Source organism: Rahnella sp. Larv3_ips (assembly GCF_003697865.1).
Lineage (GTDB): Bacteria > Pseudomonadota > Gammaproteobacteria > Enterobacterales > Enterobacteriaceae > Rahnella > Rahnella rivi.
Window position 1 is genome coordinate 343344 of sequence record NZ_MJIB01000014.1, and the last position, 26194, is coordinate 369537.

Consider the following 26194-nt stretch of genomic DNA (forward strand, 5'->3'; position numbering starts at 1 on the left):
AACCCGCAAAAAGGCCGCCGTGAGCAATATGCCCGCGGCGGCCTTTGTGTTTTTACAGGGCTTATAAATCTTTAAATGATCCCAGCCGGAAACCGCGCTGAGTAATCGCGGATTTCAGCGACACAGACGTCAATACATCCAGCTCTGCCAGCCTCGGGTAACAATATTTACTCGCCAGAAGCGTGTTATCGATAAACGAAGGGTGCGTCATGATCTCAACGGAACGGTCGCCGCGCTGTGTGGCGTTGTCCAGCGTTTGCAGAAACAGCGCTTCTGAAATCGCCTCTCCGTAAAACGTGCTGTCGAAACCGTCTGTGCTCTTCGCGCCGCTCAGAGGAATGTCCGCTTTGCGGATTTCGTCGCGGTCAATGCGCAACGGCACGCCCTTCTGTTTCGCAAACGCCTCCACTATCGGGAAAATCTGCGGGAACATGTGCACGTGATGATGGCTGTCGATATGCACCGGCGCTTTGCCAAACACGTCGATAAAGCGCGCGAACTGACATTCCAGTTCATGCGCGATTTCATCCAGCGGCAGCGTTCCGGCCTCCGCCATTTCCCAAATCCATTTGCCCAGTTCACCGTTTCGGACCAGACCTGGCATCGGTGAAAGCGGTTTTCCAAGCGTCAGGACAAAATGCATCCCGACGGCAAGCTGCGGGTGGGATGCGCTTAATACGGCGGCATGTTCCGCCGCCGCCATGGTGACCATCGCCGTGGTCGATCGCACAACGCCGTTGTTGCATGCCTCGATAATGCCGTAGTTTTGCGCTTTGCAAAGTCCGAAATCATCGGCATTCACAATCAGTAACTTATCCATGATTTTCCCTTTTGCATCGCCTTCCCGCACCGGGAAGGCGGCGGGTTATTTCAGTGCGGCAATCGTTTCTGCAAAGTTTGGCAGCAGCGCCTCATGCGCCAGCAACATTTCCCGCGCCAGCACTTCGGCATCTTTATCTGAATGGATCAGCGGGCTGAGGTTCAGCGCCAGCAGCACATCATTAAATTTGCCGCTCAGTGCCGCTTCGCTGGCCGCGATTTCAAAGCCTTTGATGGTGTGGATCAGCCCGAGGACTTTATCGTCGAAATGCGTCAGGCGCGGATGCGGTGTCGCGCCGTCGCGCCCGATGGTGCAGGTCATTTCGATTGCCCACTCCGCCGGAATATTATCAATGTGCCCGTTGTGCGGGAAATTGACGTACTGCTCGGTTTGCTTATCGTTATAAATCGCGCTGATCACTTCGCAGGCCGCATCGGAATAGTACGCCCCGCCCCGCAACTCCAGTTCTTTAGGTTTGACGCTCAGCTCAGGATCTTTGTAGAGATCGAACAGCTGCTTCTCAACTTTTTGCACCACGGATGCGCGCGCCCCGCCTTTGTAGAATTCACCCATTTCAATCGCCAGCATCTCTTTCTGCTTGAAGTAATACAGCAGGTAAGAGCACGGCAGCAGGTTGAGCGAGCGGATCAGGCCTTCACTGAAAGGTAGATCAAAGATGTTTTTCACCGAGCCGGCGGTAAGCGTGCCGGAGGCTACGCCGTCGAGCAGTTCGGCAAAGCGTGATTCACCGTTAACAATCACATCTTTGATAAACACCATATGGTTCAGGCCGAAAAGATCGATGGACAGAACGTCCTGCGGAGTCAGTTTCAGCACATCCTGAATGAACATTTTCATGCCGACAGGAATATTGCACACGCCAATGAATTTCTTGAACTGAGTGTGACGGAAGACGGCTTCCGTGACCATTCCCGCCGGGTTGGTGAAGTTAATGACCCAGGCGTTCGGGCAAATCTCTTCAACGTCTTTGATGATGTCGAAAATGACCGGGATGGTGCGCAGACCTTTGAATAACCCGCCTGCGCCGTTAGTTTCCTGCCCCAGATACCCATGGCTCAGCGGGATCCGCTCATCAAGCTCGCGCGCCTTTAACTGACCGACACGCAATTGCGTGGTAACGAAATCCGCATTTTCCAGCGCTTCACGGCGGTTGAGGGTTTTGTGGATCGCAATCGGCACACCGGCGCGTTTCACCATGCGCACACAGAGATCAAAAATAATATCCTGCTTCTCTTTTCCGGCCTCGACATCCACCAGCCATAATTCAGAAACCGGTAATTCCTCGTAACGTTTAATAAAGCCTTCAAGTAATTCCGGGGTATAGCTGCTCCCGCCACCAATGGTGACGACTTTCAGTTTTTTGCTCATAGGGACTCCCGTGCAAGTGATTGCACTGCAAATTTAAACAGAAATATAAAATAAACCTGAGCGTTAATTAATACTGCACAATTTCTTTCGGTAATGGTTCGGTGTAAATGAAGTCAGCTTTTTAAAGTTCTTGATAAACATACTCGGGCTGCTATATCCGGATTCAAAGGCAATATCCGTGATCGAGTAATTGGTAATTTCAAGTTGCTTTTTCGCGAAATCAATTCGGATTTCATTGATAATCTGCATCGGCGTCATTCCATAATGACGCTGCGTGGCGCGGGTCAGATATTCCTGCGACTTACCGGATAATGCCACCATGTTCGATAAGGCTTTATCACCGAACTGCGTTTTATCATGCATTCTCTCAACCGCCACCTTTAACCAGGCTGGCGCATCCGTTGTGGCTTCTGATTCTCTGTGGTGACGTAACCGGTTCACGATATAAAACGTCACCATCTCCAGAAATTCATTAAATTCCCCGTTGCGGAAATTCAGCGAAGCCACCACCGATTCAATATAAGTCAGAAATTCAGTTTTAATTTTGTACACTTGTGAGGCAATAAAATGTGCCGGTAATAATGAGGCGTAGTGTTGTTCGAAAAAAGCTTTGCTGATCCCGACATTCAATATTCGGGTCGCGCCAAATTCATAAAAGCTCTGATGATTCGAACCCAGCGGAATGAAGACAAAATCGCCGCGCTCTAACAGCACCCGTTTGCCATTCACACTCTGATAATACCGGCCCGTCAATACCACCGTAAATTCGTAGTAATCATGTTCATGCAACCCGGAAATGCTTTCTACTTTGTTGTAGATGAACATATGGAAATTCTGACCGTCGAAGAGTTGATTTTCGCGTGCTGTCTTGATTTCCATGCTCAATACCGGTGGCTGCATTATCACTCCCTACGTTATTTTATTTTCTCGTGAAGCTCAATGAGTTCCGTGATTAACTCGCGTGCCAGCATCGAGGTCATCAGGTGATCCTGCGCGTGAACCAGGATCAGGCTGACTTTCATTTTGCCTTCGCCCATATCGTCTTCAATCAGCTTCGTCTGCACCAGATGCGCTTCATTGAGCGATAAACGTGACTGATCCATTAACGCTTTGGCTTGCTCAAAATCGCCTTCTTTGGCTTTTTTCAGCGCACCGTAAGCCAGGCTGCGCGCTTGTCCGGAGTTAATAATTAACCCCATGACTACTTCTTCGAGTTCCTGCATCTCGTCTTGCGTATCCGCGATGCTGTCTAAATCAATCATCTTAATCTCTCCTTGATAGCCAGTGGGCAGAGGGAAGGACGCGCCCGCCCTCTGCGGGTCAGATTAGAATTTCAGTGCGGCAGCGATATCTTCTTCGCTTTCTTCTTCTTCAATAATCTCCTGCGCTTTGTTCGACAGGATAACGAAAGGCATGTAAACCAGCGTGGCGACAGCCAGGTTAAACAAGGCCACTAACAATGCCGCGATGCTGCCATTACTGTTAAAGAAAGCGCCAAGGCCGGTCGGCATGGTCCAGGGCGCCAGGTTGGTCACCGGCGGAATAATGCCCATGGAGTAAGCCGCGAGCGTGATGGCCGCCAGAATGGGTTGCACCAGCACGAACGGAATAAACATGACCGGGTTCATGATGATCGGTAAACCAAACAGGATAGGCTCGTTAATCTGGAAGATGCCTGACGGCAGCGCCAGTTTTGCCACCTGGCGGTGATCCGCACGGCGTGAGGCAATGAAAATGGCGATAATCAAACCTAACGTCGCACCGGAACCGCCCAGCAGGATGTAGGAATCGAGCATCGGTTTCGCCCAGAAGTGGAACGTTTTACCCGCGTCAATGGCAGCACTCACTGAGCCGTATTCGGTGTACAGCGCGATATTTTCCAGCGCCCACGGGGTCATGATGCCGTTGTCCAGCGCGGTCAGCGCAAGAGAACCGTGGACACCAAAGAACCACAGCAGGGAGTTGAAGATCACGTATGCCCAGCCCACCACGCTGCCCATAGAGGCCAGCGGTTTGGAGATGGAATCCATAATAATCTGGTGGAAGTTGTGGCCGTATAATCCCAGCAGCCAGGAAATCACACCGAAAATAAACAGAATGATAAAGCCGGGAATTAACGCAGAGAATGAGCGGGCGACAGAGGTCGGCACGCTTTCGGGTAAAGTAATCACCCAATTTCTGCGGATAATAAACGTAAACATTTCGGCGACCACTAATCCGATCACCATACCGGAAATAATGTTCGCACCGCCTAACCAGTTCGCGCCTACCGCATAGGCTTCACCTACGCTGTAAGGTGTGACGGTCATAAAGGCGGCAACGGCTAATAACCCCGCCGACAGGGAATCCACTTTACGTTCTTCGGCTAAAGCCATGCCGATAAAGAACGGCGCCATCAGCGACATAATACCCAGCGTACCGTTGTAGACATTAATACCGATGGTTTTTAAACCACTCAGGGTTTCAATCGTGGAAGGATCTAAACGCACGCCTAAGGAATAGAAGAAAGAACCGGCACCAAAATTCAGAAAAACGTTATTAATTAAAACGAACATGGCACCGGCAAGGGTCAGCGGCATTAATTTAATAAAACCATTTTTGATGGCATTAATATGCGGCTGCTTACCAATTTTAACGGCAAAAGGAAGAAGTATCTTCTCCAGGGAATCAATAACTTTACTCATTCGCGTGTTCCTTTAATGCCGCCCTTCGGCGGCCAGGGTATGAAATTCGCTCTTTGACTGGATTTCTCTTTGACTAAAGTAATTCAATGTAAAAAAGGACAAGGTATCGCTAAAAATTTACGCTTACTGAGTGGCGGCGGCTTTTTTGATGGCAGCAACGGCGGCTTTCAAAACACCTAAACCATCGATTTTGCCGTAAAGCACAGAATCGATCACTTCAACCGGTTTACCCGGTAATACTTTTTGAATCTCCGGCAACATATAAGCAATCTGTGGCCCCAGAAGTACCACATCCGCCGCATGCCCTTTTTCAGCGGCCAGTGTTTCCGGGAATGCTTCAATAATGACCGGCACTTCGTATTTTTCGGCCTGCACTTTCATTTTAGTCACCAGCAATGAAGTGGACATGCCTGCCGAGCAAAACAAATAGATGACTTTCTTTTCCATAATGAAACCCTCATATCCAGTTATGATTGCAGGCCAGACAAGCGTTCCTGCATTGCTGCCAAATGGGCATTTAAACGAAAAAAGATGTAATACGAATTGTCTCTGCTTGAGTCGAGTATACGGCATCACTTTAGCAGGTGATAATTCTGAGAAGTTAAAAATTGTCTCTCCTTGACCATTGCTTATGACTCCCTTCACATTTTGGGCAAATAACTGACGATGGAAAATAACACCGCAGCCCTGAACGCTGCTCACGCGCCAAAGTGTGCGGCAGATCCCTTTGCAGACCGGCGGGGTGATTTTTTCCGCGCCGGATGACGACGCGCCCCGGTGCGGCTAAGCTTGAAGTCATCTCACAGGAGGAAAAACGTCACTATGATCATTGAGACATCGCGGTTATTGCTGCGTCCGGTTGCAGACGCTGACCTGTATTCCCTCTTTGCCATTTACGGCGATCCGCAGACCAATCTGTTCAACCCGCGCGGCCCGTTGCCGGACAGGGCGGCGGCACAGGAAAAACTGAGCGGCTGGTTACGCGAATGGCCGGAGCACGGCTTCGGCCACTGGGCGATTACGCTGAACCATAAACCCGATGACGTCATCGGGTTTGGCGGGCTGGGAGTCCGTGAAGGCTACGAGAATCACCGGGTGTTTCTTGGCTACCGCTTCGCCACCACGGCGTGGGGAAAAGGGCTGGCGACGGAGTTTGCCAGCGTGGCGCTCAATACGGGTTTTGAGAAACTGGGAATACCGCGGATCTCCGCCACCGTGCGCGAAAACCATCTGGCTTCCCAGCGCGTTCTGGAAAAAATCGGGATGCAAAAAGTCGGTTTTGAGGGCGACCCTGTGCACGGCACGGGCAGTTATATTTACCGGCAAACCGACCGGCGCACGTTGCGCTGACCATTAAGAGTCATGGCGCGGGGGAGATTTTGGAGGATAATCGCTGGCAATCGATCTCACTTTAAGGAATACAGGGCATGACCCAGCAACCTGCGCCAGAAGATTACTACACCGAAAAATACGGCCTAACCCGCACCCATTCAGAAATCATCCATGCAGCCGGTTATGTTCAGCCGGGCAAAGCGTTGGATCTGGGCTGTGGCAGCGGGCGTAACTCGTTATATCTCAACCTGAAAGGCTTTGATGTGACGGGCTGGGACAACAACGCCATGAGCGTGGCGAAAGTGAATGACATTATTGCGGCGGAATCTCTGCACAATATCGCCATCAGCGAACAGGATCTGAACACGCACCGTTTCAGCGGCGAATACGATTTCATCTTTTCCACCGTGGTCATGATGTTTCTGCAACGCGACAGCATCCCGCACATTCTCCAGGACATGCACGCGGCCACCAAAACCGGCGGGTACAACCTGATTGTCGCCGCGATGGACAGCCCGGATTATCCTTGCCCGCTGCCCTTCCCGTTTACCTTTAAGCCCGATGAATTGCGCCACGCTTATCGAGGCTGGGAAATCGTGAAATACAACGAGGATATTGGCGAATTGCATAAACGTGACGAAAACGGCAACCGCTACAAGCTTCGCTTTGCCACCTTGCTGGCGAAGAAAATGTAAGACGGATAGCGCTGGCGCACGCGTCGCCAGCCCTTATTTTCCCGGTGATCCCCCGCCAGAATTCTCGCCTGAACATTCTTGCCAGAGTGTTGACGTCCGTGTGATAATACCGCGCGTCAATTCTTTAAATACTCTGTAAAATCATACCATTAACGTTTAATGACTCTGTTTTTCTCGCGGCCAAAGCGGTTCAGAACAGGGTTTCTTTTTATTATTCGTCGCCTAGCGCGGCAACATTCAGAGATACGTATGAACTGGGACGTCATGAAGTGGTTGATCGGTATTTATCTGGGCTGTTTTTTAGGTCTTCTTAAGATGGCTTACTCCGACCCTAAGTTTTACCTTGAATATATCGACAAGAAATTCACTTATGTCTGTTACACCTGCTTTATTGTCTGCGGCGCATTATGGTTTGGCCTCTATTCAGCCAGGGGATATGCCATTGACAATATTGATTTAATTTCAGAGCAACTTACATTGATAGACAAAGAATATAATTACGTCACCTCATATCTTCTTTCAATGATAATTGGTTCGGGGATCTCTTTTGCTTCCAGTATTTTGTTTATCGATATTGCCCGCAAAAAGATCGCCTCTGTCACGGCAGAATAACTCTCTCTGATGATGCTTCAGCAGGGAGCGGCCCACTCCCTGCTTCATCAACACCTTGTTTTCCTACCTTCCGTTATCCCCTTCCACCACACCACGGGCGCGTTGGATCGCAACGACTTCCCGTTTACCGAAAACTGAAATATCCCCTTTCAACTCCCCATCCTGCTGCGGCGAATACACATAAAGCATGATGTCTACGCCCTCTTTCGGTGAGTAGTCGCCAAAATGGCTGTACACGCCGCCGACATAACACTGGTCATCGATCCACACCGGAATATCGCCGATAGCCTGTACTTCATAGCCCGGCACAGGCGAACGGCCATAAAACCCGGCTTCATTTTTACTCAGAGACGGCGGCACCGGACAGACCGAAACGGCTGGCGAAGCAGAACTGCCTGCATTGGGCTGATGCGCCTGCAAAGCGGCTAAACTTTTCCCGACGCTGACTTTTTGTTTATCCGATAACGTCAGCCAGGGCGTTTCTTTATCCCGCGGATCCGGGGAGGTGACCGAAAGCGCATAGCGGTACGTGACCGTTATTTTTGCCACGCTGGCGTTGGGGCTGAAGGGGCGAAGCAGATAAATATTGTCCACGCCGAAATAGCTGACCCGGTAGGCGAGATAAATCTGCTTATTGAGTCTGATCCAGTAGCCCGCCTGATTTGCGCCGCGTGCGTTGGTTGAATACAAATAACCGGGCACCGAAGCATCCGGATCGGCCTTCACGGTGGAATAAAAGGTGCCCTTTCCTCTTTTCAATATCCCGGTATAGGTGAATATGCCGGTGCCCCCGATATAGGCATCAATAATGAGATCCCGTTTGCCATCCCCGTCGAGATCCGCCAGCGTATAACTGGCCGTTTGGTTTTCTGTAAAGACGACCACGTTAGATTTCTGAAATGCCTGCCATTCGTCATCTGTGATATCCGCTGAGGGCTTTTTCTTTGGCAGTGTGTTTTTTCCCTCCCCCTCGTAGGTGATATCAAACCGGGTCACCTGCGTTTCCGGGCTGGCGTAACGACTCATCAGCGTTTCGACAGGCATCTGATTGTTCTGGTTTTTTTCCTTTTGCAGCGCGGCGAATAATTCATCCTGCGCGGCACTGTCGTCATCCGGTTTTGATGTGGCGTCGGCTCTTGGCACGAAGGCGGCTGGCGTATCCAGCAGCCCCTGGAAGTCATCCATTTTAAGCAAGACGGCATTAATCCCTTCACCTGAGAGGTCAGCAGCCTGATCCGGCTGCGCGATCTGAATCTGCTTATCATGAAGAAGTGCCTGTAACGCACCACTGACCTGTGACGCCGTGAAGGCAAACTGCCCGTTCTCTTCGCGGGTTAATATGCCGGCAGCCTGACCGCCGAGAATCAGCTGCGGGGAATTGTCTGAGGGGTGAGTATCGGAAAAAATCAGGCTGACGCTCGCCTGCCCGGCAGCGTCTGTTTTTCGCGTGAGCAAAACGGACGCCGTGTTGCCCCCTTTCATCCTTCCCGTGGCATGACAGAGATGTACATCCTTACACACCAGCAACCAGTCTTTATGGGTAAAACGCAGACCCTCATTATCCTGGGCAAAAAGAGAAACTGAAAAGGCGCTTAAAAATACGATGAGTGCCGTGCGTAACATGGTCGTCCCTGAGGAAAGTTTTTTGTGCGAGCCATACTAGTTGAAACGTAACGACTTTAAAATCAGCGCCTCCGGCGGGTGATACATTCCCTGTCCGGGTGGCGGCATCACAACCCCAAACCAGTCATCGTATGCCTGACCCAGCCAGAATCACCCGCCGTGCACCTTTAGCCGTTGGAAGAACATGTATGTACCCGGCATGATGTGATTGCGAGTCTGTCCGCGCAACACAACATCAAATCCCAAATCTTCGCCACCCATAAGCTACCCCACAAAATACTGCTTATGCATACAGCATAAGCATGAGTAACATGCTGAGGAAAGTCCGGTCGGAGACACTTCTGTTATACCGCTGATCGGCAAGGGGTTTGTATATGAAGCACGGCATAAGGACCGGATCAGCAACCCCATAGCCATTTATTGTCGCAAAGAATCTTAGCCCTTATGGCACGGAAGCCTGATGCTATAATCGATGCATATAAATTTGAAAGGAATCTCAATGCGTATTTCACCATTAGCTTTAATGCTTATACCTGCCCTGTCTTCCGCCTCTCTTAAAGATTTTGATTTGGAGGTAATGGGTCAACACCTCACCATTCCAGCCTCTTGCATCAAGCAAGTTCAAAATAATGAAAATGAAGAAACGGTCAATAGTGGTGTTTATTTAGAGATTATGTCGCCGTGCTCTCAACCCTTGTCTGAAATCACCACAATGAACATTGGCAAAACAATGACCATTTCTTATGGTGGTCAGATTGTACAGAAAGCAACCATAGCCTCTCGATTGTCAAATGGATTTATGTTCAACACGAACGGCGGCAACATGATGGTAATTCGTCAAATCATCGCTGATTCTGAGGCAAAGTAATGTCATACAATCTTGCTGACCTGCCCAAAGACTAAATGGACAAAATCAACGTGGATTTAGCTGCGGGCGGCGTTGCTTTCAAAGAGCGATACAACCAGCCGGTCATCGCTGATGATCATCGAGCGTGAACAGCCTGAGCATCTGCGTGAATACCTCAGGGAACGTTTTGGCTGACATAAACACTCCTTCATTAAGCCTCCGTTATGAGGCAAAAAAGTGTCTACGAAACCTGGGTCTATTCACACCCGGCAATAAATGCGCTGAAAAGCCAGATGCAATTCACACGCATGCGGGAGCAAAAGGAGGGGGTTGTGAACCTAAGGGAGTATGGAAAGCATCGAACTGATATTTGCACGTTTTTCTTCAATCCATCCGTGACCGGGGTTCATCCGACAAAGAGCATTTGCTATGTGCCGGAGCCAACCCAAGTTTTATTGCCAGTCAGATGGGGCACACAAATGCGCAGATGGTATTCAGCGTTTATGGAAAATGGATGGCTGAACAAAATGGCGACCAAATCGCCCTCCTCAATCAGAATCTCGATTTCAATGCCCCACAGATGCCCCATAAGAAACTGGCCGGAATAGAATAGTTAACTATTACAGCCAGTTACCCTCTTCTCAGTGTTTTATCATCACATGCCGAATCGCCGTGTAATCTTCCAGCCCGTACATCGACATATCCTTTCCGTAGCCGGATTGTTTTTGTCCCCCGTGCGGCATCTCGCTGACCAGCATGAAGTGGGTATTCACCCAGGTGCAACCGTATTGCAGACGCGCGCTCAGGCGGTGGGCGCGACCAATGTTTTGCGTCCAGACGGAAGATGCCAGCCCGTAGTTGGATTCATTTGCCCAGGCCAGAACCTGCTCTTCCGTATCAAACTCGGTCACGCTGACCACCGGGCCGAACACTTCGCGTTGCACAATTTCATCTTCCTGACGCGCACCGGCAAGCACCGTAGGCTGGAAATAATACCCCTCGCCGCGCACCCGTTCGCCACCGGTGATGACCTGAATATGTGCGACGTCTTTCGCCCGCTGCACAAAGCCTTCCACCCGCTCTAAATGCGCTGCCGACACCAGCGGGCCCATTTCGCTGCTTTCATCGGTGCCCAGTTTGAGGGTGGAAACGGCCTCGCCCAGCGCTTTCACCAGCTGCGCATACACCCCTTTTTGCGCGTAGATGCGGCAGGCGGCAGTGCAATCCTGTCCGGCGTTGTAGAACCCGAACGTGCGCACGCCTTCCACCACCTGGTCGATATCGGCGTCATCGAAAACGATCACCGGCGCTTTGCCGCCGAGTTCCATATGCGTGCGTTTGATGCCGGTGGTCGCCTGAGCGACAATTTTCTCGCCGGTAGAGACGGAACCGGTCAGCGAAATCATCCGCACTTTATCGTGATGAGTCAGCGTGCTGCCGACCGATTTACCGTCGCCAAACAGCACGTTCAGCACGCCAGCCGGAAAGATATCCCGCGCCAGTTCGCCGAGTTTCAGCGCGGTCAGCGGGGTGATTTCGGAAGGTTTGATCACCACGCAGTTGCCTGCCGCCAGCGCCGGAGCGATTTTCCACGCGGCCATCATCAGCGGGTAATTCCAGGGGGCGATGGAGGCCACCACGCCCAGCGGATCGCGGCGGATCATTGACGTATGCCCGGCAAGATATTCGCCGCCGGCTAATCCGCTCAGGCAACGGCTGGCACCGGCAAAGAAGCGGAATACGTCAACCACCGCCGGAATTTCATCATTCAGCGCCAGATGAAAAGGCTTACCGCAGTTCAGCGACTCCAGCTTTGCCAGCGCTTCGGCGTTTTCTTCGATGCGGTCTGCCAGCGCCAGCAGCAGTTCCGCACGGGTTTTCGGCGTGGTCTGGCCCCAGTCGGTAAATGCGCTGTGCGCCAGATCGACCGTCTGACGGGTTTGTTGTTCACTGGCCTGCGCCAGACGGACGATCTCCTGCCCGGTATGCGGGTTAAAAACCGGCAGTGACGTTCCTTCTCCGGCCACCAGCTCACCGTTAATCAGCATGTTCGTTTGCATCAGTTATTCCTTATTATTTGCCGTCACCGGCCACATCTGACCCGTTTCTTGTGAGATACCACGCGCCCAGAATCGGGATCATGGTGAGCACCATCAGGCACAGCGCCACCACGTTGGTCACCGGCACTTCGCGCGGCCTGCCCAGCTGGTTAAGCAGCCAGATGGGCAACGTACGTTCATGACCGGCGGTAAACGTGGTGACAATGATTTCGTCGAAAGAGAGCGCGAACGCCAGCATGCCGCCCGCCAGCAGCGCGGTGCTGAGGTTTGGCAAAATGATGTAACGGAAGGTTTGCCAGCCGTCTGCGCCTAAGTCCATCGAGGCTTCGATCAGGCTGTGCGTGATACGGCGAAAACGGGCGATCACGTTGTTATAAACAATCACCATGCAAAACGTCGCATGGCCGATGACAATCGTCAGCATGCCCGGCTCGATGTGTGCCGCGTGAAAAGCGTTGAGCAGCGCCAGACCGGTGATGATCCCCGGCAGGGCAATCGGCAACATAAACAACAGGGTTATGCTGTTTTTGCCATAAAATTCACGCCGGTACAGCGCCGCGGCGGCCAGCGTGCCGAGTACCATGGCAATCAGCGTGGCGCAACAGGCGATTTGCACCGAAAGCCAGATGGCGTCGAGAATGTCGTGACGCCCTGCCGCGACGGCAAACCAGTGCAGCGTGAAGCCTTTCGGCGGAAAGCTGAACGCCGCATCTTCAGTGTTGAAGGCATACACCGCGATGATCAGCAGCGGGAAGTGCAGGAACACCAGTCCGCCCCACGCGGAGAGTTTGAGTAACCAGGGTGCGCGTTTAGAGTGCATCGAAAGCTCCCAGTCGTTTGACCATCGATAAATACAACGCAATCAGCACGATAGGCACCAGCGTGAACGCGGCGGCCATGGGCATATTGCCGATCGAGCCCTGCTGCGAGTAGACCATATTGCCGATGTAATACCCCGGCGGGCCCACCAGTTGCGGGATGATGTAATCGCCCAGCGTCAGCGAGAACGTGAAGATCGAACCGGCGGCGATACCCGGTACGGCCAGCGGGAAGATCACGTAACGCAGCGTCTGCCAGGGTTTTGCACCTAAATCTTCTGAAGCATGAATCAGCGACGGCGGCAGACGTTCGAGCGCAGCCTGAATCGGCAGGATCATAAACGGCAGCCAGATATAGACGAACACCCAGAAGCGCCCGATGCCTGAGGTTGACAGCGTATTGCCGCCAATGCCCGGCAGGCTCAGCATGGCCGTCAGCAGCGGTTGCAGCCCGAGGCGTTCGAGGAACCATTGCAGCACGCCGCCTTTGGAGAGCAGCAGGGTCCACGCATAGGCTTTGACGATGTAACTGGCCCACATCGGCATCATGATGGCGATGTAAAAGAAGGCTTTCTTTTTGCCGGTGATATAACGCGCCATGTAATAGGCAATCGGAAACGCCAGCACCGCGCTGAAGAAAGACACCAGCAACGCCATTGTCACCGTGCGGACAATAATGTCGGCATTCACCGGATCAAACAGGGCGCGGATATTGGCCGTCGTCAGCGTCGAGGAGACGGTCATGGTGAAATCGTCAAAGGTATAGAAACCCTGCCACAACAGCGCGAACAGCGAACCTAGATAGATCGCGCCAAACCACAGCAGCGGCGGCACCAGCAGCAGCGCCAGATAAAATCCCGGCCTGTGATGCAGGTAAGTCACCAGTGCGCGGCCACGCCCCACACGCTTTTCATAAGGAGTCATACTGATATCCATCTTTTAGCCCTCAAGCAGCGTGACCATGGCATCTCTGTCCCAACACGCCACCACCGGCTGACCTTGCCGGAAGTTGTGTTGCGCACTGGCCGCCAGGTTGTTGGGCTCACTGACAAACAGACGCTCGCCGCCTTCCAGTGCCAGTTCGTAGCGTGTCGCCGCGCCCTGAAAATGGATGTCTTTGAGGATGGCGTTAACCTGCACCGCCTGGCTGTCTGCCAGCGGCTGCGGCGCAAGGCGGATGTGTTCCGGACGAATAGAACGGCTGCCGGAGACACCGGTGATTTTGAAGGAGAGATCGGCGGTCAGGACGTTCGCCGTACCGACAAACTGCGCAACGAATGCGGTACGCGGATTAAGGTACAGCTCACGCGGCGTATCAACCTGTTCGATACGGCCATTGTTGAACACTGCCACGCGGTCAGACATCGACAACGCTTCGCTCTGGTCGTGGGTGACAAAAATAAAGGTGATGCCCAGTTCGCGTTGCAGCTTTTTCAGCTCACCCTGCATCTGCTCTCGTAATTTTAAATCCAGCGCGCCGAGGGGTTCATCCAGCAGCAGGACACTGGGCTGATTCACCAGCGCCCTGGCCAGCGCCACGCGCTGACGCTGTCCGCCGGACAAAAACGCCGGTTTGCGCGCCGCGGTAAAGCCAAGCGCCACCCGCTCCAGCGATTCCATCGCGCGGATTTGACGTTCCTTTTTCCCCACGCCTTTCACCATCAGGCCATACGCGACATTTTCCAGCACGGTCATGTGCGGGAACAGCGCGTAATCCTGAAACACGGTGTTGACGTCCCGCTCATAGGGGGCGAGCTGCGAGGCTTCTTTGCCGTGAATGCGCACCGAGCCGGAGGTCAGGGTTTCAAAGCCGGCAATCAGACGCAGGCAGGTGGTTTTGCCCGAGCCGGAAGGCCCGAGCATGGAAAAGAATTCACCGTCCTGAATGTCAATCGAGACATTATCGACGGCTTTGGTTTCCCCATATAATCGGGAAGCATTAATAAATTGTACGGCGGCCATAACGGACTCCCGGATTCGGTTTTTAATAAAGGGCTAAACGCAACCTCTGACAGCGGATTACCGGCCGCCCATGATGGCGATATAGTCCTGAGTCCACTTGCTGTACGGCACGTATTTACCGCCTTCGGACTGAGGTGTTTTCCAGAATGAAATCGCGGTGAATTTATTAAAGCCGTTTGTTTCGCAACCTTCCGCCCCTAATAACGGGCTGGCTTTACACCCGGCCGGTACGCTTGGCACGGAACCAAACCATGCCGCAACGTCGCCCTGCACTTTCGGCTCCAGCGACCAGTTCATCCACTGATAGGCACAGTTCGGGTGTTCGGCGTCGGCAGCCAGCATGGTGGTATCCGCCCAGCCGGTGACGCCCTCTTTCGGGAAGACGGTGGCGATCGGTTGTTTTTCGCCTTTCAGCGCATTGGCCTGATACGGCCACGAGCTGCTGGCGACCACACCTTCGTTTTTGAAATCACTCATCTGTACCGATGCATCGTGCCAGTAGCGGTGGATCAGCGGATGCTGACCGCGCAGCAATTTCAGCACGGCCTGGTACTGGGTTTCGTTAAGCTGATACGGATCGTCGATTTTCAGATCAGGCTGGGCGCTTTTCAGGTAAAGCGCGGCATCCGCAATGGCGATCGGGCCGTCGTACGCCTGCACGCGTCCCTGATTGGGTTTGCCGTCAGGCAAATTTTGCGGCACGAAAATCACTGACCAGCTGTCAGGCGCAGTAGGGAAGGTTTTGGTGTTGTACATCAGCAGGTTCGGCCCCCACTGGTAAGGCGTGCCATAGACTTTTCCGGCAACGTTAAACCATTCGCCTTTCAGCAGGCGCGGGTCGAGATTCTTCCAGTTGGCAATCAGCGCCGGGTTGATCGGCTGAACGCGTTTACCGTAAATCAGCCGCAGTGAAGCATCTCCCGAGGCGGTGACCAGATCATAGCCCCCCTTCGCCATCAGGCTGACCATTTCATCTGACGTCGCCGCGGTTTTGACATTGACCTTACAGCTGGTTTGTTTTTCAAACTGCGTAACCCAGTCGTAATTCTTGTCACTTTCGCCGCGTTCAATATATCCCGGCCAGGCGACGATATTTAATTGTCCTTCGCCTTTTCCTACCGCTGTCGGTAAGTCTGCGGCCACCGCCGTATTAAGAAAACTCAGCAGACCTAAACAAACCGCAGATAACTTTTTATTGCCAGATGGTTCTTTATTGAAAATAAGTGTTTTCATTGGATACCCCTGTCCTGTCGTCGTATTTGTCTGTTATTAGAATTGTGGTTTGAACTTCGCCATGATGTGCCTGACTACGCTGTAATCCTGTAACGAATAACTCGAGAGATCGTTGCCATACCCGGAGCGTTTTAAACCGCCGTGGGGCATTTCGCTGACTAAAGAAAAGTGCGTGTTAATCCAGGTGGTGCCATATTGCAGATGGGAGGAAATTTGCATCGCCAGATCGATATTTTGCGTCCAGACCGAGGACGCCAGCCCGTATTCTGATTCATTCGCCCAGTCCACAACCTGCTGAACGGTGTCGAAGCGGGTGACGCTGACCACCGGGCCGAACACTTCGCGCTGGACGATTTCATCACTTTGCAGACATCCCGCCAGCAGCGTGGGCTGGTAATAGAAGCCGGGGCCGGAATGGGACGCCGCGCCAGTGATACGCTCGATATGCGGCTGACTCAGCGCCCGTTCGACAAAGCTCGACACGCGATCCCGCTGGCGTGCGCTGATAAGCGGCCCCATAAAGTTTTCGCTGTCATTCTTTCTGGCGAAAGAGAGTTGCGATACCGCCTCGCCCAGCTTTTCCACCAGCCGTTCGTAGATCCCGGCCTGTGCATACACGCGGCAGGCGGAAGTACAATCCTGCCCCGCGTTGTAATATCCCCAGCAGCTGACCGCCTGCACCACGTCATCAATGTCGGCATCGTTGCAAACGATCACCGGCGCTTTGCCGCCCAGCTCAAGATGGGTGCGTTTCACCGTTTTCACCGCCGCCTGCAAAATGCGCTGCCCGGTGACGATGTCGCCGGTCAGGGAAATCAGACGGACATGCGGATGACTGACCAGCGCATTACCGACCCCTTCACCGCTGCCGGTAATGACGTTCAGCACACCCGGCGGCAGGATCTCCTGCAACGCGGGCAGCAAGGCCAAAATGGTCAGCGGAGTATGTTCAGAGGGTTTAAACACCACGGTGTTGCCCGCCGCCAGCGCGGGAGCAATTTTCCACGCCGACATCATCAGCGGGTAATTCCAGGGGGCAATCGAGGCCACCACGCCCAGCGGGTCGCGGCGCACCATTGAGGTGTGGCCGGGCAGATATTCGCCTGAAAGTTGCCCCTGCTGGCAACGCACTGCCCCGGCAAAGAAGCGAAAGACATCGACAGCGGCAGGCAAATCGTCTTTCAGCGCCTGATGCAGCGGTTTACCGCAGTTGATGGCTTCGAGCTGTGCCAGCGAATGCGCCTGTTTTTCGATGGCGTCGGCGATACGTAAAAGCACGGAGGCCCGTTCGGCTGGCGTGGTACGTGACCAGCGGCTGAAAGCGGCATTGGCGGCATTCACCGCCAGAGCGACTTGTGCCAGAGAGGTTTCGGCGACCTCGGCAATCACTTCACCGGTCGCAGGATTGAAAATGTTTTGCGTCGCGCCTTCACCGTGCAGAAGGTCGCCATTGATCACATGCTTTTCAGAAAAACTGGCAACAAATTCTGCATCCGACATTGCACTGCCCTCAGTTCAGAGAATCATCCTTAATTAACAAAAATGTTATTAGTTAGTAACAAACCTGCTAATTCACAGTAGGTAATTTCTCTGAGGGCAACAAATAGCAATTATTGAAGTCTGCGTTCGGTTAAACCGAATGCTCCTTGTCAGTGTCTGCGCTTGGCGCTGTTTTCACGTGCAATGGTCAGGAACGGCGTAACCAGCTCCGGCCTCGCGCTGCCGCGCCGCCACGCCAGCCCGATATCCAGCGGTTCGATGGAATCCTCCAGTTTGCTGGCTTCGATCATATTGCCTTCCAGCGACCAGGCGCGGTAGGCCATGTCCGGCTGAACCGAAACGCCCAGACCGGCCGCAACCAGGCTGCGTACCGCCTCGGTGGAGGCGGTTTTCATCGCAATATTGGGTTTCAGCCCCGCCCGTGCCCACAGCCGCTGCGCATGTTTCTCCATTTCATCGACGTTGAGCTGGATCAGCGGTTCATTCGCGATATCCGCCAGCGAAATACTTTCGCGCTCCAGCAACGGATGCAGCGGCGGCAGCCACAGGCGGTAGGAGGAATGGGTCAGCACTTCGGTTTGCAGCGCATCGCGATCTTCAAGATTGGAGAGGATCAGCACGCCGATATCGATTTCACCGCTCACCAGCAGATGTTCGATGTACTGACGCTCATCCTCCACCACTTTGACCTCAACATTCGGGTAATAGGCATTGAATTGCTTGAGCAAATCCACCAGAAAATAACCGGCCACCAGGCTGGTCACACCAAGCGTGATCTGACCGGTGACGCTTTCTGTCCCCATTTGCAGGCTGCGTTTGGCGTTATCGACAGTGGCGAGGATCAGATAAGACTGGCGTAAAAACTGGTGCCCCTGATGGGTCAACGTCATGCCTTTCGCATGGCGGTCGAACAGCCGCGCTTCGGTTTCCACCTCAAGCTGCTGAATGGCCTGCGTCAGCGATGACTGAGACACAAAGGAGGCCTGCGCCGCAGCGGAAATCGAACCGGTTTCAGCAACGGCAATAAAATGGCGGATCTGGCGTAACGTCAGCATGGGGCGCCTCAACATCTCATTAAAAAACCGAACAGCATCGGGCACCATTCGGTTTAAGGGAATGATTGAGTTAAGGCAGGCAGGGATTTTTTGTCAAATGGCAGGACAGAAGGATGACAGATTTGGGATCAGAAACACAAAAGCCATGCAAAATTTGCATGGCTCATTGTTCTGAGAAAAAGAATCAGAATTTGACGATCAATTTTCCAGCTTGTACGTCAGGGTGATTTCCGCGTTAAGCACTTTGGAAACCGGGCAACCGGCTTTCGCCGCTTTGATAATTTCGTCGAATTTGTCTTTATCAATGCCGGGCAGTTTGACCGTGCTGTCGAGCGCGATCTTAGTGATGGCGAAACCGCCATCGACTTTATCAAGAGAAACATCTGCCACGGTATCAATGCTTTCAGGGACATGCCCTGCTTCGCCGAGCATCAATGACAGCGCCATTGAGAAACAGGCGGAATGTGCCGCGCCGAGCAATTCTTCCGGGTTAGTCCCCGGTTTACCCTCGAAGCGGGTGTTGAATCCGTAAGGCTGGTCTTTCAGAGCACCGCTTTCAGAAGAGATATAACCTTTTCCGTGTTTGATGTCGCCTTCCCAATGCGCCTGTCCTTTCTTATGAATGGTCATGTATTCCTCCGGTTTTTTTAACATTCACCTTAAGTATAGACGCTGATGCTCATCCCGCAACGATGCCGCCCTTCTCAGGCACTGATGGTTTATTACTCAGTAACAAAAAATCTTATTTAAATACAATCCTGAGATCATATGATCACAGGATTCATGATCCGAAATAGACCCAGATTGGGAACAAAGGGTTTATTTAAAGAATATTCTTATTCGACTTTATGTTTGTGGTGGCAGGTCTGTGTATGAAAACAGATGAAGAATTCGCCTTCGTGACAGGGGAGAACAAATAGAAAAAAGGGCCGGTGGATCTATCCAGGCCCTTTTAACATTAGTGCAAAATTATAACATTCGCCAGATTAATGTATGTCCAGTTCCACAGCCCACTCGGAAACCATGTCACGGGAAATATAATTTACCTCGCAATTACAACCTGTTGAAGAAAAAGTTAAATACCCAATACACGGGAAAGACTCTGGGTGCAATTCGGTCAGTACCTCTTTAATCTCACCATCACTCATTAACGGGGATACCGTTGCCTTTGACAGCTGAAAGTAGTTGTCGAACATCCATGTAATATAGTCCGTCTCGTTTTTCAGCACTTTCATTTAACATCCTCCTGTCCTTTCACTCCGATTATAAAAAAGTAGCAGGCGACTGCAATTGTGGCGAATAATAAATCATTAAAATTGCCAATTGTCTATTTTATATCAAATTTCCCCACCGCAGAGGGCGTGGGGAATAAGGGGAAAGTGCTTATGTGGAGAGATTTCCTGATGACTGACGCGATTAACTCTTCCCACCCTGCACGTTTACCGGCTGCGGACGTGACAGATAAATGGTGATCGCCGCCAGCAAGGTCAGCACTCCACCGAGCAGAAATGCGCTGCTGACACCGGCGTTATCCGCCAGTACGCCGCCAAACAATGCCCCCAGCGCCAGCGATGTCTGGAACACACAAACCAGCAGTGCTGAACCGGTTTCAAACAGCGCGGGCGATGCCTGATACGTCCAGATATTCAGACATACCGGCAATGCGCCGAACGCCAGGCCCCAGAGGATCACCAGCGCACTGGCCAGCGCCAGCGGAACATGAAATGTTGACAGCACCAGCACCGACAGGCTGAGTAACAACATGTTGAGCATAAACGCCCGCTTCACACCGAATTCCCGCACGGTGAATTCCGACGCCAGCGTGCCGATAAGCCCCGCAATACCGTATCCCATCAGCAAGAGAGAAATACTGCTGGCGGAGAGGTGCAAATCAAAACGCAGCCAGGGTTCAAGATAGGTATAGGCCGCGAAATGCCCGCCCGCCATAAAGACGCCGATAATCAGCGCGTAGCGGATACCCGGCACTTTGGTCACGCCCAGCATGGCGCGCAGACCAATCGACTGCTGCGCCGGAAGGGACGGCAGCGCTATCCATTGCAGGACAAAAATCACCAGCGCCATGACCGCATTAAGGGTGAACGCCATTCTCCAGCCGAACAGATCGCCGATAAAGGCGCCGGCGGGCACTCCGGCCACCGTACCGACCGCCACGCCAGCGGTGATCAGCGAAATCGCCCGCGCACCCTGCTCTTCCGGCACCAGACGCCGCCCGGAGGGGATGGCAAAAGACCAGAATCCCCCGACACCGACGCCGAGAATAATGCGTCCGATCAGCAAAACGTTAAACGAGTCCGCCATCACCGCAATGCCGTTGGCGAGGATCACCGTGGCAGACAGCAGAAGCAGGAGCCTGCGGCGATCCATACGTTTGGCAAACAGCATAATCAGCGGAGCAGAAATCGCCGCAACCAGTCCCGGCAACATTACCGCCAGCCCGGCATGGCCTTCGGTCACGCCCAGCGATCGGGCGATCGGCGAAAGCAGGCCGATCGGCAGAAATTCAGTGTTAACCAGCACGAATGTGCCGCAGGCGAGAGAAAATACCGCCAGCCATCGGCGGAAAGCAGAAGTCTGTGGCCGGGTGTCCAGCGATGCGCACTCAGTCATTATTATTATCCTTAGCAGGTGAATTAACGGGTGTTCGGCTGCCATAAAACGTGATCACCATCACGCGGTCAAGATTTTTGCTCAGGATCGAAAAGTTATAACCCATAGCGAAATAGACTAAGCCAGTCCCCGCCTGCGATGCGGCTTACAGAGGGATCGGCGCTGGCACATTTGCAGGGCACATACAGATCCCCCGATCAGGAAATCCTTCCACATATAAGTATGTTGTAACTAAGTGGGTGCATTAAAGCGTTGAGCGAAAAGACGGACGCGAAAATCAGGAAATTTGGACGAAATGGCCGTTGCTGACTTCGCGATAATGGCGGGCAGGCGGCTGATAGGTGGCCGGGCGCAACGGGCTGGCGAGTTCATCCGGGATCACAGTGCGTTTGCGGTGAACCGTGGGATCAGGAACCGGCACGGCGGCCAGCAATTTGCGGGTGTAAGGATGTTGCGGATTGTCGAAAATATCGGCGCGGGATCCGATTTCCACAATTTCGCCCAGATACATCACGGCGACACGGTGGCTGATGCGTTCTACCACCGCCATATCGTGGGAAATAAACAGATACGCCAGCCCGAGCTGCTGCTGGAGATCAAGCATCAGATTGATCACCTGCGCTTTGACGGAAACGTCCAGCGCAGAAACGGCCTCGTCAGCAATAATGAGTTTAGGTTCCAGCGCCAGCGCGCGGGCGATGCAGATCCGCTGACGCTGACCGCCGGAAAACTGATGCGGGAATCGCGTCGCCATGCTGCTCTGCAAACCGACCTGCTCCAGCAACTGCGCCACGCGGATTTTCGCACCGGCATTATCGTGCAGCCCAAGGCTGACCATCGGTTCGGCAATGGCCTGCCCAATACGCATTCGCGGATTCAGGCTTTCGTAAGGATCCTGAAAAATCATCTGCGCCTGAGTGCGGATATCCGCAAGCTGGCTGCGATCGGCGCGGCGGATATCCTGCCCGGAGATCAGCACCTCCCCGGACGTCGCTTCGGTGAGTCGTAAAATCGTGCGCCCGGTGGTGGATTTGCCGCAGCCGGATTCCCCCACCAGCGACAGCGTTTCACCCGGTTGCAGGCTGAAAGAGAGATCTTCTACCGCATGAACGCGCGAGGAAACCCGGCGCAAAAAACCGGATTTCACATCAAAGCGCGTCACGAGGTTTTTGACGTTGAGCACCGGCTGGCCGGCACGCAGCGTATAGACGGAATCTGCCACCGGCTGCGGTTCGCCGGTATGCAGGTCGCGCAGCGGAAAACGCTGCGGCAGGGCAATGCCGGTCATCGCGCCGAGACGCGGCACCGCTGCCAGCAGCGCCTGGGTGTAGGCATGGCGCGGACGGTGAAAAATCTCCCGCGTGGTCGCCTGCTCAACGGATTCGCCCCGGTGCATCACCAGCGTGCGGTCGGCCACTTCGGCCACCACGCCCATATCGTGGGTGATGAACAGCACCGACATCCCCTCTTCTTCCTGCAAAGATTTGATGAGCGCCAGGATCTGCGCCTGAATGGTGACATCCAGCGCAGTGGTCGGTTCGTCCGCAATCAGTAAACGTGGATTACACGCCAGCGCAATGGCGATCACCACACGCTGGCGCATACCGCCGGAGAAACTCAGCGGATATTCATTCAGCCGCGACGCGGCGGCGGGAATGCGGACTTTTTCCAGCAGGCGAACCGCCTCGGCGCGGGCGGTGGCGTCGTCCATCCCACGGTGGCGTTTCAGCACTTCGGTGATTTGCACACCAATTTTGAGCACCGGATTCAGGCTGGTCATCGGCTCCTGAAAGATCATACCGATGCGGTTGCCGCGAATGCTCTGCATCTGCCGCGGGTTCAGGGTCAGTAAATCCTGGCCGTCGAACAGGACGCTGCCCGAATAGCCGGTGTGCCTCGGGTCCAGCAGTTGCATGATCGACATTGCGGTGACGCTTTTACCGGAGCCGGATTCGCCCACCAGCGCCAGCGTTTCTTTTGCGCCAAGCGTAAACGACAGGTCACGCACCACATTCAGCCATTCGCCCTGCACAGAAAAGGCGGTATTGAGCTTTTCGACCTGTAACACCGGATCGCGCATCATCAATCCTTATTCCTGGGGTTGAGGATGTCACGCAGCGCGTCACCGACTAAGTTGATAGCGACAATCAGCACCAGCAATGTGACGCCGGGAAAGACGCTTATCCAGTAGTCGCCGGACATCAGGTAGTCAAAACCGTTGGCGATCAGTAACCCCAGCGACGGTTCGGTCACCGGCAGCCCGATGCCGAGAAACGACAGCGTGGCCTCGAGCATGATGGCGTAGGCGATACGCATAGTGGCGACCACAATCAGCGGCGGCAGACAGTTGGGGAAAATGTGGCGCAGAAGAATGCGCGGCGTTGACAACGCCATGCTGCGCGCGGCGTCCACGTAGCTGCGGCGGCGTTCAAGCAGCGCCGAACCGCGCACCGTGCGGGCGTAGTACGCCCATTGCGTGACCACCAACGCCAGGATGATTTTGTCGACGCCCTGCCCCAGCACGGCCAGCAGGATAAGCGCGATCAGGATCGGCGGAAAACTCAGCTGGATATCCACGATACGCATGATCAGCGCGTCTGTTTTGCCGCCCGCCCAGGCGCTGGTCATGCCGAGGATTGCGCCAATGGTCAGCGCAATCACCGCGCTGCATACGCCCACCAGCAGGCTGGTGCGCATGCCGTAAAGAATGGCGCTGAATAAATCACGGCCCTGATCGTCGGTGCCCAGCCAGTAAACCAGGCCACTCAGGCTGGCCGAACCCGGCTTAAGGCGGCCATCCATGATGTCGAGCTGCGATAAATCGTACGGATTTTGCGGGGAAATCCAGGGGGCCAGCACAGAGAGCAGCACCGCGATGCCCAGAAAAATCAGGCCGCACAGCGAGAATTTGTTACGCAGCAGCGCGGTGAGCGTGTTGTAAAACGCCGTGTGCGGTGTCTGCGCGGCGGCAGTGCGGGAGTGAACGGAATCCGGTGGCATCACGCCTCTCCTCCCAGCCGCACGCGCGGATCGACCAGCACATACAGCACGTCGACCAGCAGATTGATCAGGCTGAACATCACCACGGTAATCATCAGATACGCCAGGATCACCGGGCGATCCAGCACGGCGATGGAATCAATGATCAGCTTGCCCATGCCCGGCCAGGCGTAAATAGTTTCGGTGACGACCGCAAAGGCGATAAGCGAACCGAGCTCAAGGCCGATCACGGTAATCAGCGGGATCAGGGTATTTTTCAGAACGTGAACCAACACGATGCGGCTTTCAGATAACCCTTTGGCGCGGGCAAACCGGATGAAATCTTGTTGCAGGCATTCGAGCACACCGGCGCGGGTCAGCCGGATAATCAGCGAGATTTTAAACAGCGCCAGATTGAAGGCCGGAAGGATCAGATGCGCCAGTCCGTCGGCGGTGAAAAGACTGACGGGGACGCCGAAAACGTCCACCGTTTCGCCACGCCCGGAGGCAGGCAGCACGCCGAGTTTGACACTGAACAGCATGATCATCATCAGCCCGATCCAAAATGTCGGCAGGCTGAAGCCAAAAATGGAGACGGTCATGATGGTTTTCGACAGCCAGCCCTCGGGGCGTAAACCGGCATAGACGCCAAGCGGAATGCCGATCACCAGCGCCAGCACGAAGGCCACCAGCGCCAGTTCAAGCGTGGCGGGCATGCGCTGGAAAATCAGGTGTAACGCGGGCTGGTTGTAAATAAAGGAGTTGCCCATATCGCCGTGCAGGGCGTTCATCACGAACAGGCCGTATTGTTCCCACACCGGTTTATCCAGGCCGAAAGACTGGATCACGTCAAGGCGTTCGGCCGGCGTCGCACTGGTGCTGAGCAACAGATCCACCGGATTGCCCACCAGATACACGCCACCAAATACCAGCAGCGACATCACGAACAGCGTCAGCAGCGTTTGTCCGAAACGTCCCAGCAGGTAGCGGCTCATGCGCGCGCGTCGTCTTGCTGCGCGCCGTAGCGGGAAAAGACGCGCCGCAGCAGGCTGAAGAAGCCGTATTCATCGACGTTCTGCATCACCATTGCGTTCGGCGGCGTCGCCAGTTTGTGCCAGAAATCGGCGTAGGTGTAGCCGGCGGTCTTGCCGGACACCGCCACGCCGACGCGGGCATTCTGGCCGGAGAATAGCCCCGGTTGCAGCAGCCAGGCGATGGTGGTCGCATCATGCACCGGGCCGCCTTCGCGACCAAAACGGCTGAGATCGCTGCGATCAAAGGCGCCCAGCAGCGCCGCGACAGAGGCTCCTGGCAGGCCGCCGTCCTGACGAATTGCCTCGATGTCATCCGCACCGATCAGCGCCTGAAAGGTCATGTCCAGCGGCATGATCACCAGCGGAACGCCGCTGTTAAACACTTTTTCCGCCGCGTGGGGATCGGCGTACACATTGAATTCGGCCCAGGGCACGCGGTGCCCCAATGCCGTAAAGGCACAACTCATGGTGACGATGTGCCTGATGCCACGCGCCACGTCCGGATGCATTCCCAGCGCCAGCGCCAGATTGGTCATCGGCCCGATGGCGCATACCGTGACCGGGTCGTTGTCCTGCGCCGCCTGTGTGAGGGTGCGCACCAGAAAATCCACCGCGTGTTCTTTCTGCGGTTGCAGTTCGCTGTCCGGCACCAGCTCGTCGCTGAAGGCACCGATATGCGCGTATTTACCGTAAACCTGCTCGCGCACCAGCGGACCGGGCGCACCGGCAAAGACCGGCGTGTCGGTTTTACCCGACAGCGCGACGATTTTACAGGCGTTGCGCACGGTGTCTTTCAGCGCCACGTTGCCCGCCACCACGGTGATGCCCAGCACATCAAGCTCCGGTGACGCCAGTGCCAGCCACAGTGCAATGGCGTCATCCACGCCGGGATCGGTATCAATAATGATGCGCTGGCTCATAAG

25 protein-coding genes and 1 pseudogene are annotated in these 26194 nt (G+C 54.1%); 5 read left to right on the forward strand and 21 right to left on the reverse strand.

All coding sequences use genetic code 11. The annotated features are described in order from the left end of the window. Positions 1–61: 61 nt before the first annotated feature. The 6 genes from chbG to ED901_RS18220 form a co-directional block, all read right to left on the reverse strand. Positions 62–820 carry a chitin disaccharide deacetylase gene (gene chbG / locus ED901_RS18195; protein ID WP_122096782.1) on the reverse strand — a complete coding sequence of 253 codons (759 nt, stop codon included), beginning with the start codon at positions 818–820 and terminating at the stop codon, positions 62–64. Positions 821–865: 45 nt separating this feature from the next. After that, the gene (locus tag ED901_RS18200) at positions 866–2209 is read right to left on the reverse strand and encodes a 6-phospho-beta-glucosidase (protein WP_122096783.1); all 1344 of its coding nucleotides are present in this window, start codon (positions 2207–2209) and stop codon (positions 866–868) included. Positions 2210–2272: 63 nt separating this feature from the next. Then, positions 2273–3109 (reverse strand): transcriptional regulator ChbR, encoded by an 837-nt coding sequence (gene chbR / locus ED901_RS18205; protein ID WP_056779985.1) that lies wholly within the window; start codon positions 3107–3109, stop codon positions 2273–2275. Between the two features lie 14 nt (positions 3110–3123). Further along, positions 3124–3471 (reverse strand): PTS N,N'-diacetylchitobiose transporter subunit IIA, encoded by a 348-nt coding sequence (gene chbA / locus ED901_RS18210; RefSeq protein ID WP_056779981.1) that lies wholly within the window; start codon positions 3469–3471, stop codon positions 3124–3126. Positions 3472–3534: 63 nt separating this feature from the next. Further along, positions 3535–4893 carry a PTS N,N'-diacetylchitobiose transporter subunit IIC gene (gene chbC / locus ED901_RS18215; protein ID WP_122096784.1) on the reverse strand — a complete coding sequence of 453 codons (1359 nt, stop codon included), beginning with the start codon at positions 4891–4893 and terminating at the stop codon, positions 3535–3537. A 123-nt stretch (positions 4894–5016) separates the two neighbouring features. Continuing rightward, positions 5017–5340, reverse strand: a complete 324-nt coding sequence (locus tag ED901_RS18220; protein ID WP_056779975.1) for a PTS sugar transporter subunit IIB — start codon at positions 5338–5340, stop codon at positions 5017–5019. A 375-nt stretch (positions 5341–5715) separates the two neighbouring features. Between ED901_RS18220 and ED901_RS18225 the strand changes: the two genes are divergently transcribed. The 3 genes from ED901_RS18225 (at position 5716) to ED901_RS18235 (ending at position 7532) form a co-directional block, all read left to right on the forward strand. After that, positions 5716–6243: a GNAT family N-acetyltransferase gene (locus ED901_RS18225; RefSeq protein WP_122096785.1), complete on the forward strand. Its 528-nt coding sequence runs from the start codon at positions 5716–5718 to the stop codon at positions 6241–6243. Between the two features lie 77 nt (positions 6244–6320). Next, the gene (gene tehB / locus ED901_RS18230; RefSeq protein ID WP_122096786.1) at positions 6321–6920 is read left to right on the forward strand and encodes a tellurite resistance methyltransferase TehB; all 600 of its coding nucleotides are present in this window, start codon (positions 6321–6323) and stop codon (positions 6918–6920) included. A gap of 249 nt (positions 6921–7169) precedes the next feature. Next, positions 7170–7532, forward strand: coding sequence for a hypothetical protein (locus ED901_RS18235; protein ID WP_122096787.1), 363 nt, complete (start codon positions 7170–7172; stop codon positions 7530–7532). A 63-nt stretch (positions 7533–7595) separates the two neighbouring features. Here the strand turns inward: ED901_RS18235 and ED901_RS18240 are convergent, their stop codons facing one another. Then, a complete protein-coding gene (locus ED901_RS18240) occupies positions 7596–9155 on the reverse strand; it encodes a DUF1176 domain-containing protein (RefSeq protein ID WP_122096788.1) in 1560 nt (519 codons plus the stop codon). Between the two features lie 499 nt (positions 9156–9654). Between ED901_RS18240 and ED901_RS18245 the strand changes: the two genes are divergently transcribed. Both ED901_RS18245 and ED901_RS18250 read left to right on the forward strand, forming a co-directional pair. Continuing rightward, entirely contained in the window at positions 9655–10023 is a 369-nt protein-coding gene (locus tag ED901_RS18245) for a hypothetical protein (protein ID WP_122096789.1), read from the forward strand. A 35-nt stretch (positions 10024–10058) separates the two neighbouring features. After that, positions 10059–10197 (forward strand): annotated as a pseudogene (locus ED901_RS18250) (DNA polymerase III subunit theta). A gap of 446 nt (positions 10198–10643) precedes the next feature. Here the strand turns inward: ED901_RS18250 and ED901_RS18255 are convergent. The 14 genes from ED901_RS18255 to ED901_RS18320 all read right to left on the reverse strand — a co-directional run bounded on the left by ED901_RS18255 (position 10644) and on the right by ED901_RS18320 (position 26191). After that, positions 10644–12062 carry a gamma-aminobutyraldehyde dehydrogenase gene (locus ED901_RS18255; protein WP_122096790.1) on the reverse strand — a complete coding sequence of 473 codons (1419 nt, stop codon included), beginning with the start codon at positions 12060–12062 and terminating at the stop codon, positions 10644–10646. A 13-nt stretch (positions 12063–12075) separates the two neighbouring features. Further along, a complete protein-coding gene (locus tag ED901_RS18260; protein WP_056779951.1) occupies positions 12076–12882 on the reverse strand; it encodes an ABC transporter permease in 807 nt (268 codons plus the stop codon). After that, the gene (locus ED901_RS18265) at positions 12872–13804 is read right to left on the reverse strand and encodes an ABC transporter permease (RefSeq protein WP_371414326.1); all 933 of its coding nucleotides are present in this window, start codon (positions 13802–13804) and stop codon (positions 12872–12874) included. Before ED901_RS18265 ends, ED901_RS18260 begins: the two co-directional genes overlap by 11 nt. 15 nt (positions 13805–13819) lie before the next feature. Then, positions 13820–14842: an ABC transporter ATP-binding protein gene (locus ED901_RS18270; protein WP_122096792.1), complete on the reverse strand. Its 1023-nt coding sequence runs from the start codon at positions 14840–14842 to the stop codon at positions 13820–13822. Between the two features lie 57 nt (positions 14843–14899). After that, positions 14900–16075 carry a putative ABC transporter substrate-binding protein YdcS gene (gene ydcS / locus ED901_RS18275; protein WP_122096793.1) on the reverse strand — a complete coding sequence of 392 codons (1176 nt, stop codon included), beginning with the start codon at positions 16073–16075 and terminating at the stop codon, positions 14900–14902. Positions 16076–16111: 36 nt separating this feature from the next. Then, positions 16112–17575, reverse strand: coding sequence for a gamma-aminobutyraldehyde dehydrogenase (locus ED901_RS18280; RefSeq protein ID WP_056779940.1), 1464 nt, complete (start codon positions 17573–17575; stop codon positions 16112–16114). Between the two features lie 149 nt (positions 17576–17724). Next, a complete protein-coding gene (locus ED901_RS18285; protein WP_122096794.1) occupies positions 17725–18630 on the reverse strand; it encodes a LysR substrate-binding domain-containing protein in 906 nt (301 codons plus the stop codon). Between the two features lie 198 nt (positions 18631–18828). Beyond that, complete coding sequence (locus ED901_RS18290) at positions 18829–19260, reverse strand: OsmC family protein (RefSeq protein ID WP_122096795.1); 432 nt, start codon at positions 19258–19260, stop codon at positions 18829–18831. A 356-nt stretch (positions 19261–19616) separates the two neighbouring features. Next, the gene (locus tag ED901_RS18295; RefSeq protein ID WP_056779932.1) at positions 19617–19865 is read right to left on the reverse strand and encodes a hypothetical protein; all 249 of its coding nucleotides are present in this window, start codon (positions 19863–19865) and stop codon (positions 19617–19619) included. Positions 19866–20046: 181 nt separating this feature from the next. Further along, the gene (locus ED901_RS18300) at positions 20047–21258 is read right to left on the reverse strand and encodes an MFS transporter (RefSeq protein ID WP_122096796.1); all 1212 of its coding nucleotides are present in this window, start codon (positions 21256–21258) and stop codon (positions 20047–20049) included. Positions 21259–21535: 277 nt separating this feature from the next. Next, a complete protein-coding gene (locus tag ED901_RS18305; protein ID WP_122096950.1) occupies positions 21536–23338 on the reverse strand; it encodes an ABC transporter ATP-binding protein in 1803 nt (600 codons plus the stop codon). 2 nt (positions 23339–23340) lie between these two features. Continuing rightward, the gene (locus ED901_RS18310; RefSeq protein ID WP_122096797.1) at positions 23341–24258 is read right to left on the reverse strand and encodes an ABC transporter permease; all 918 of its coding nucleotides are present in this window, start codon (positions 24256–24258) and stop codon (positions 23341–23343) included. Beyond that, positions 24258–25232: an ABC transporter permease gene (locus tag ED901_RS18315; protein ID WP_056779924.1), complete on the reverse strand. Its 975-nt coding sequence runs from the start codon at positions 25230–25232 to the stop codon at positions 24258–24260. Before ED901_RS18315 ends, ED901_RS18310 begins: the two co-directional genes overlap by 1 nt. Beyond that, positions 25229–26191: a nucleoside hydrolase gene (locus tag ED901_RS18320; protein WP_122096798.1), complete on the reverse strand. Its 963-nt coding sequence runs from the start codon at positions 26189–26191 to the stop codon at positions 25229–25231. The genes ED901_RS18315 and ED901_RS18320 overlap by 4 nt, the downstream gene beginning before the upstream one ends. Positions 26192–26194 lie beyond the last annotated feature (3 nt).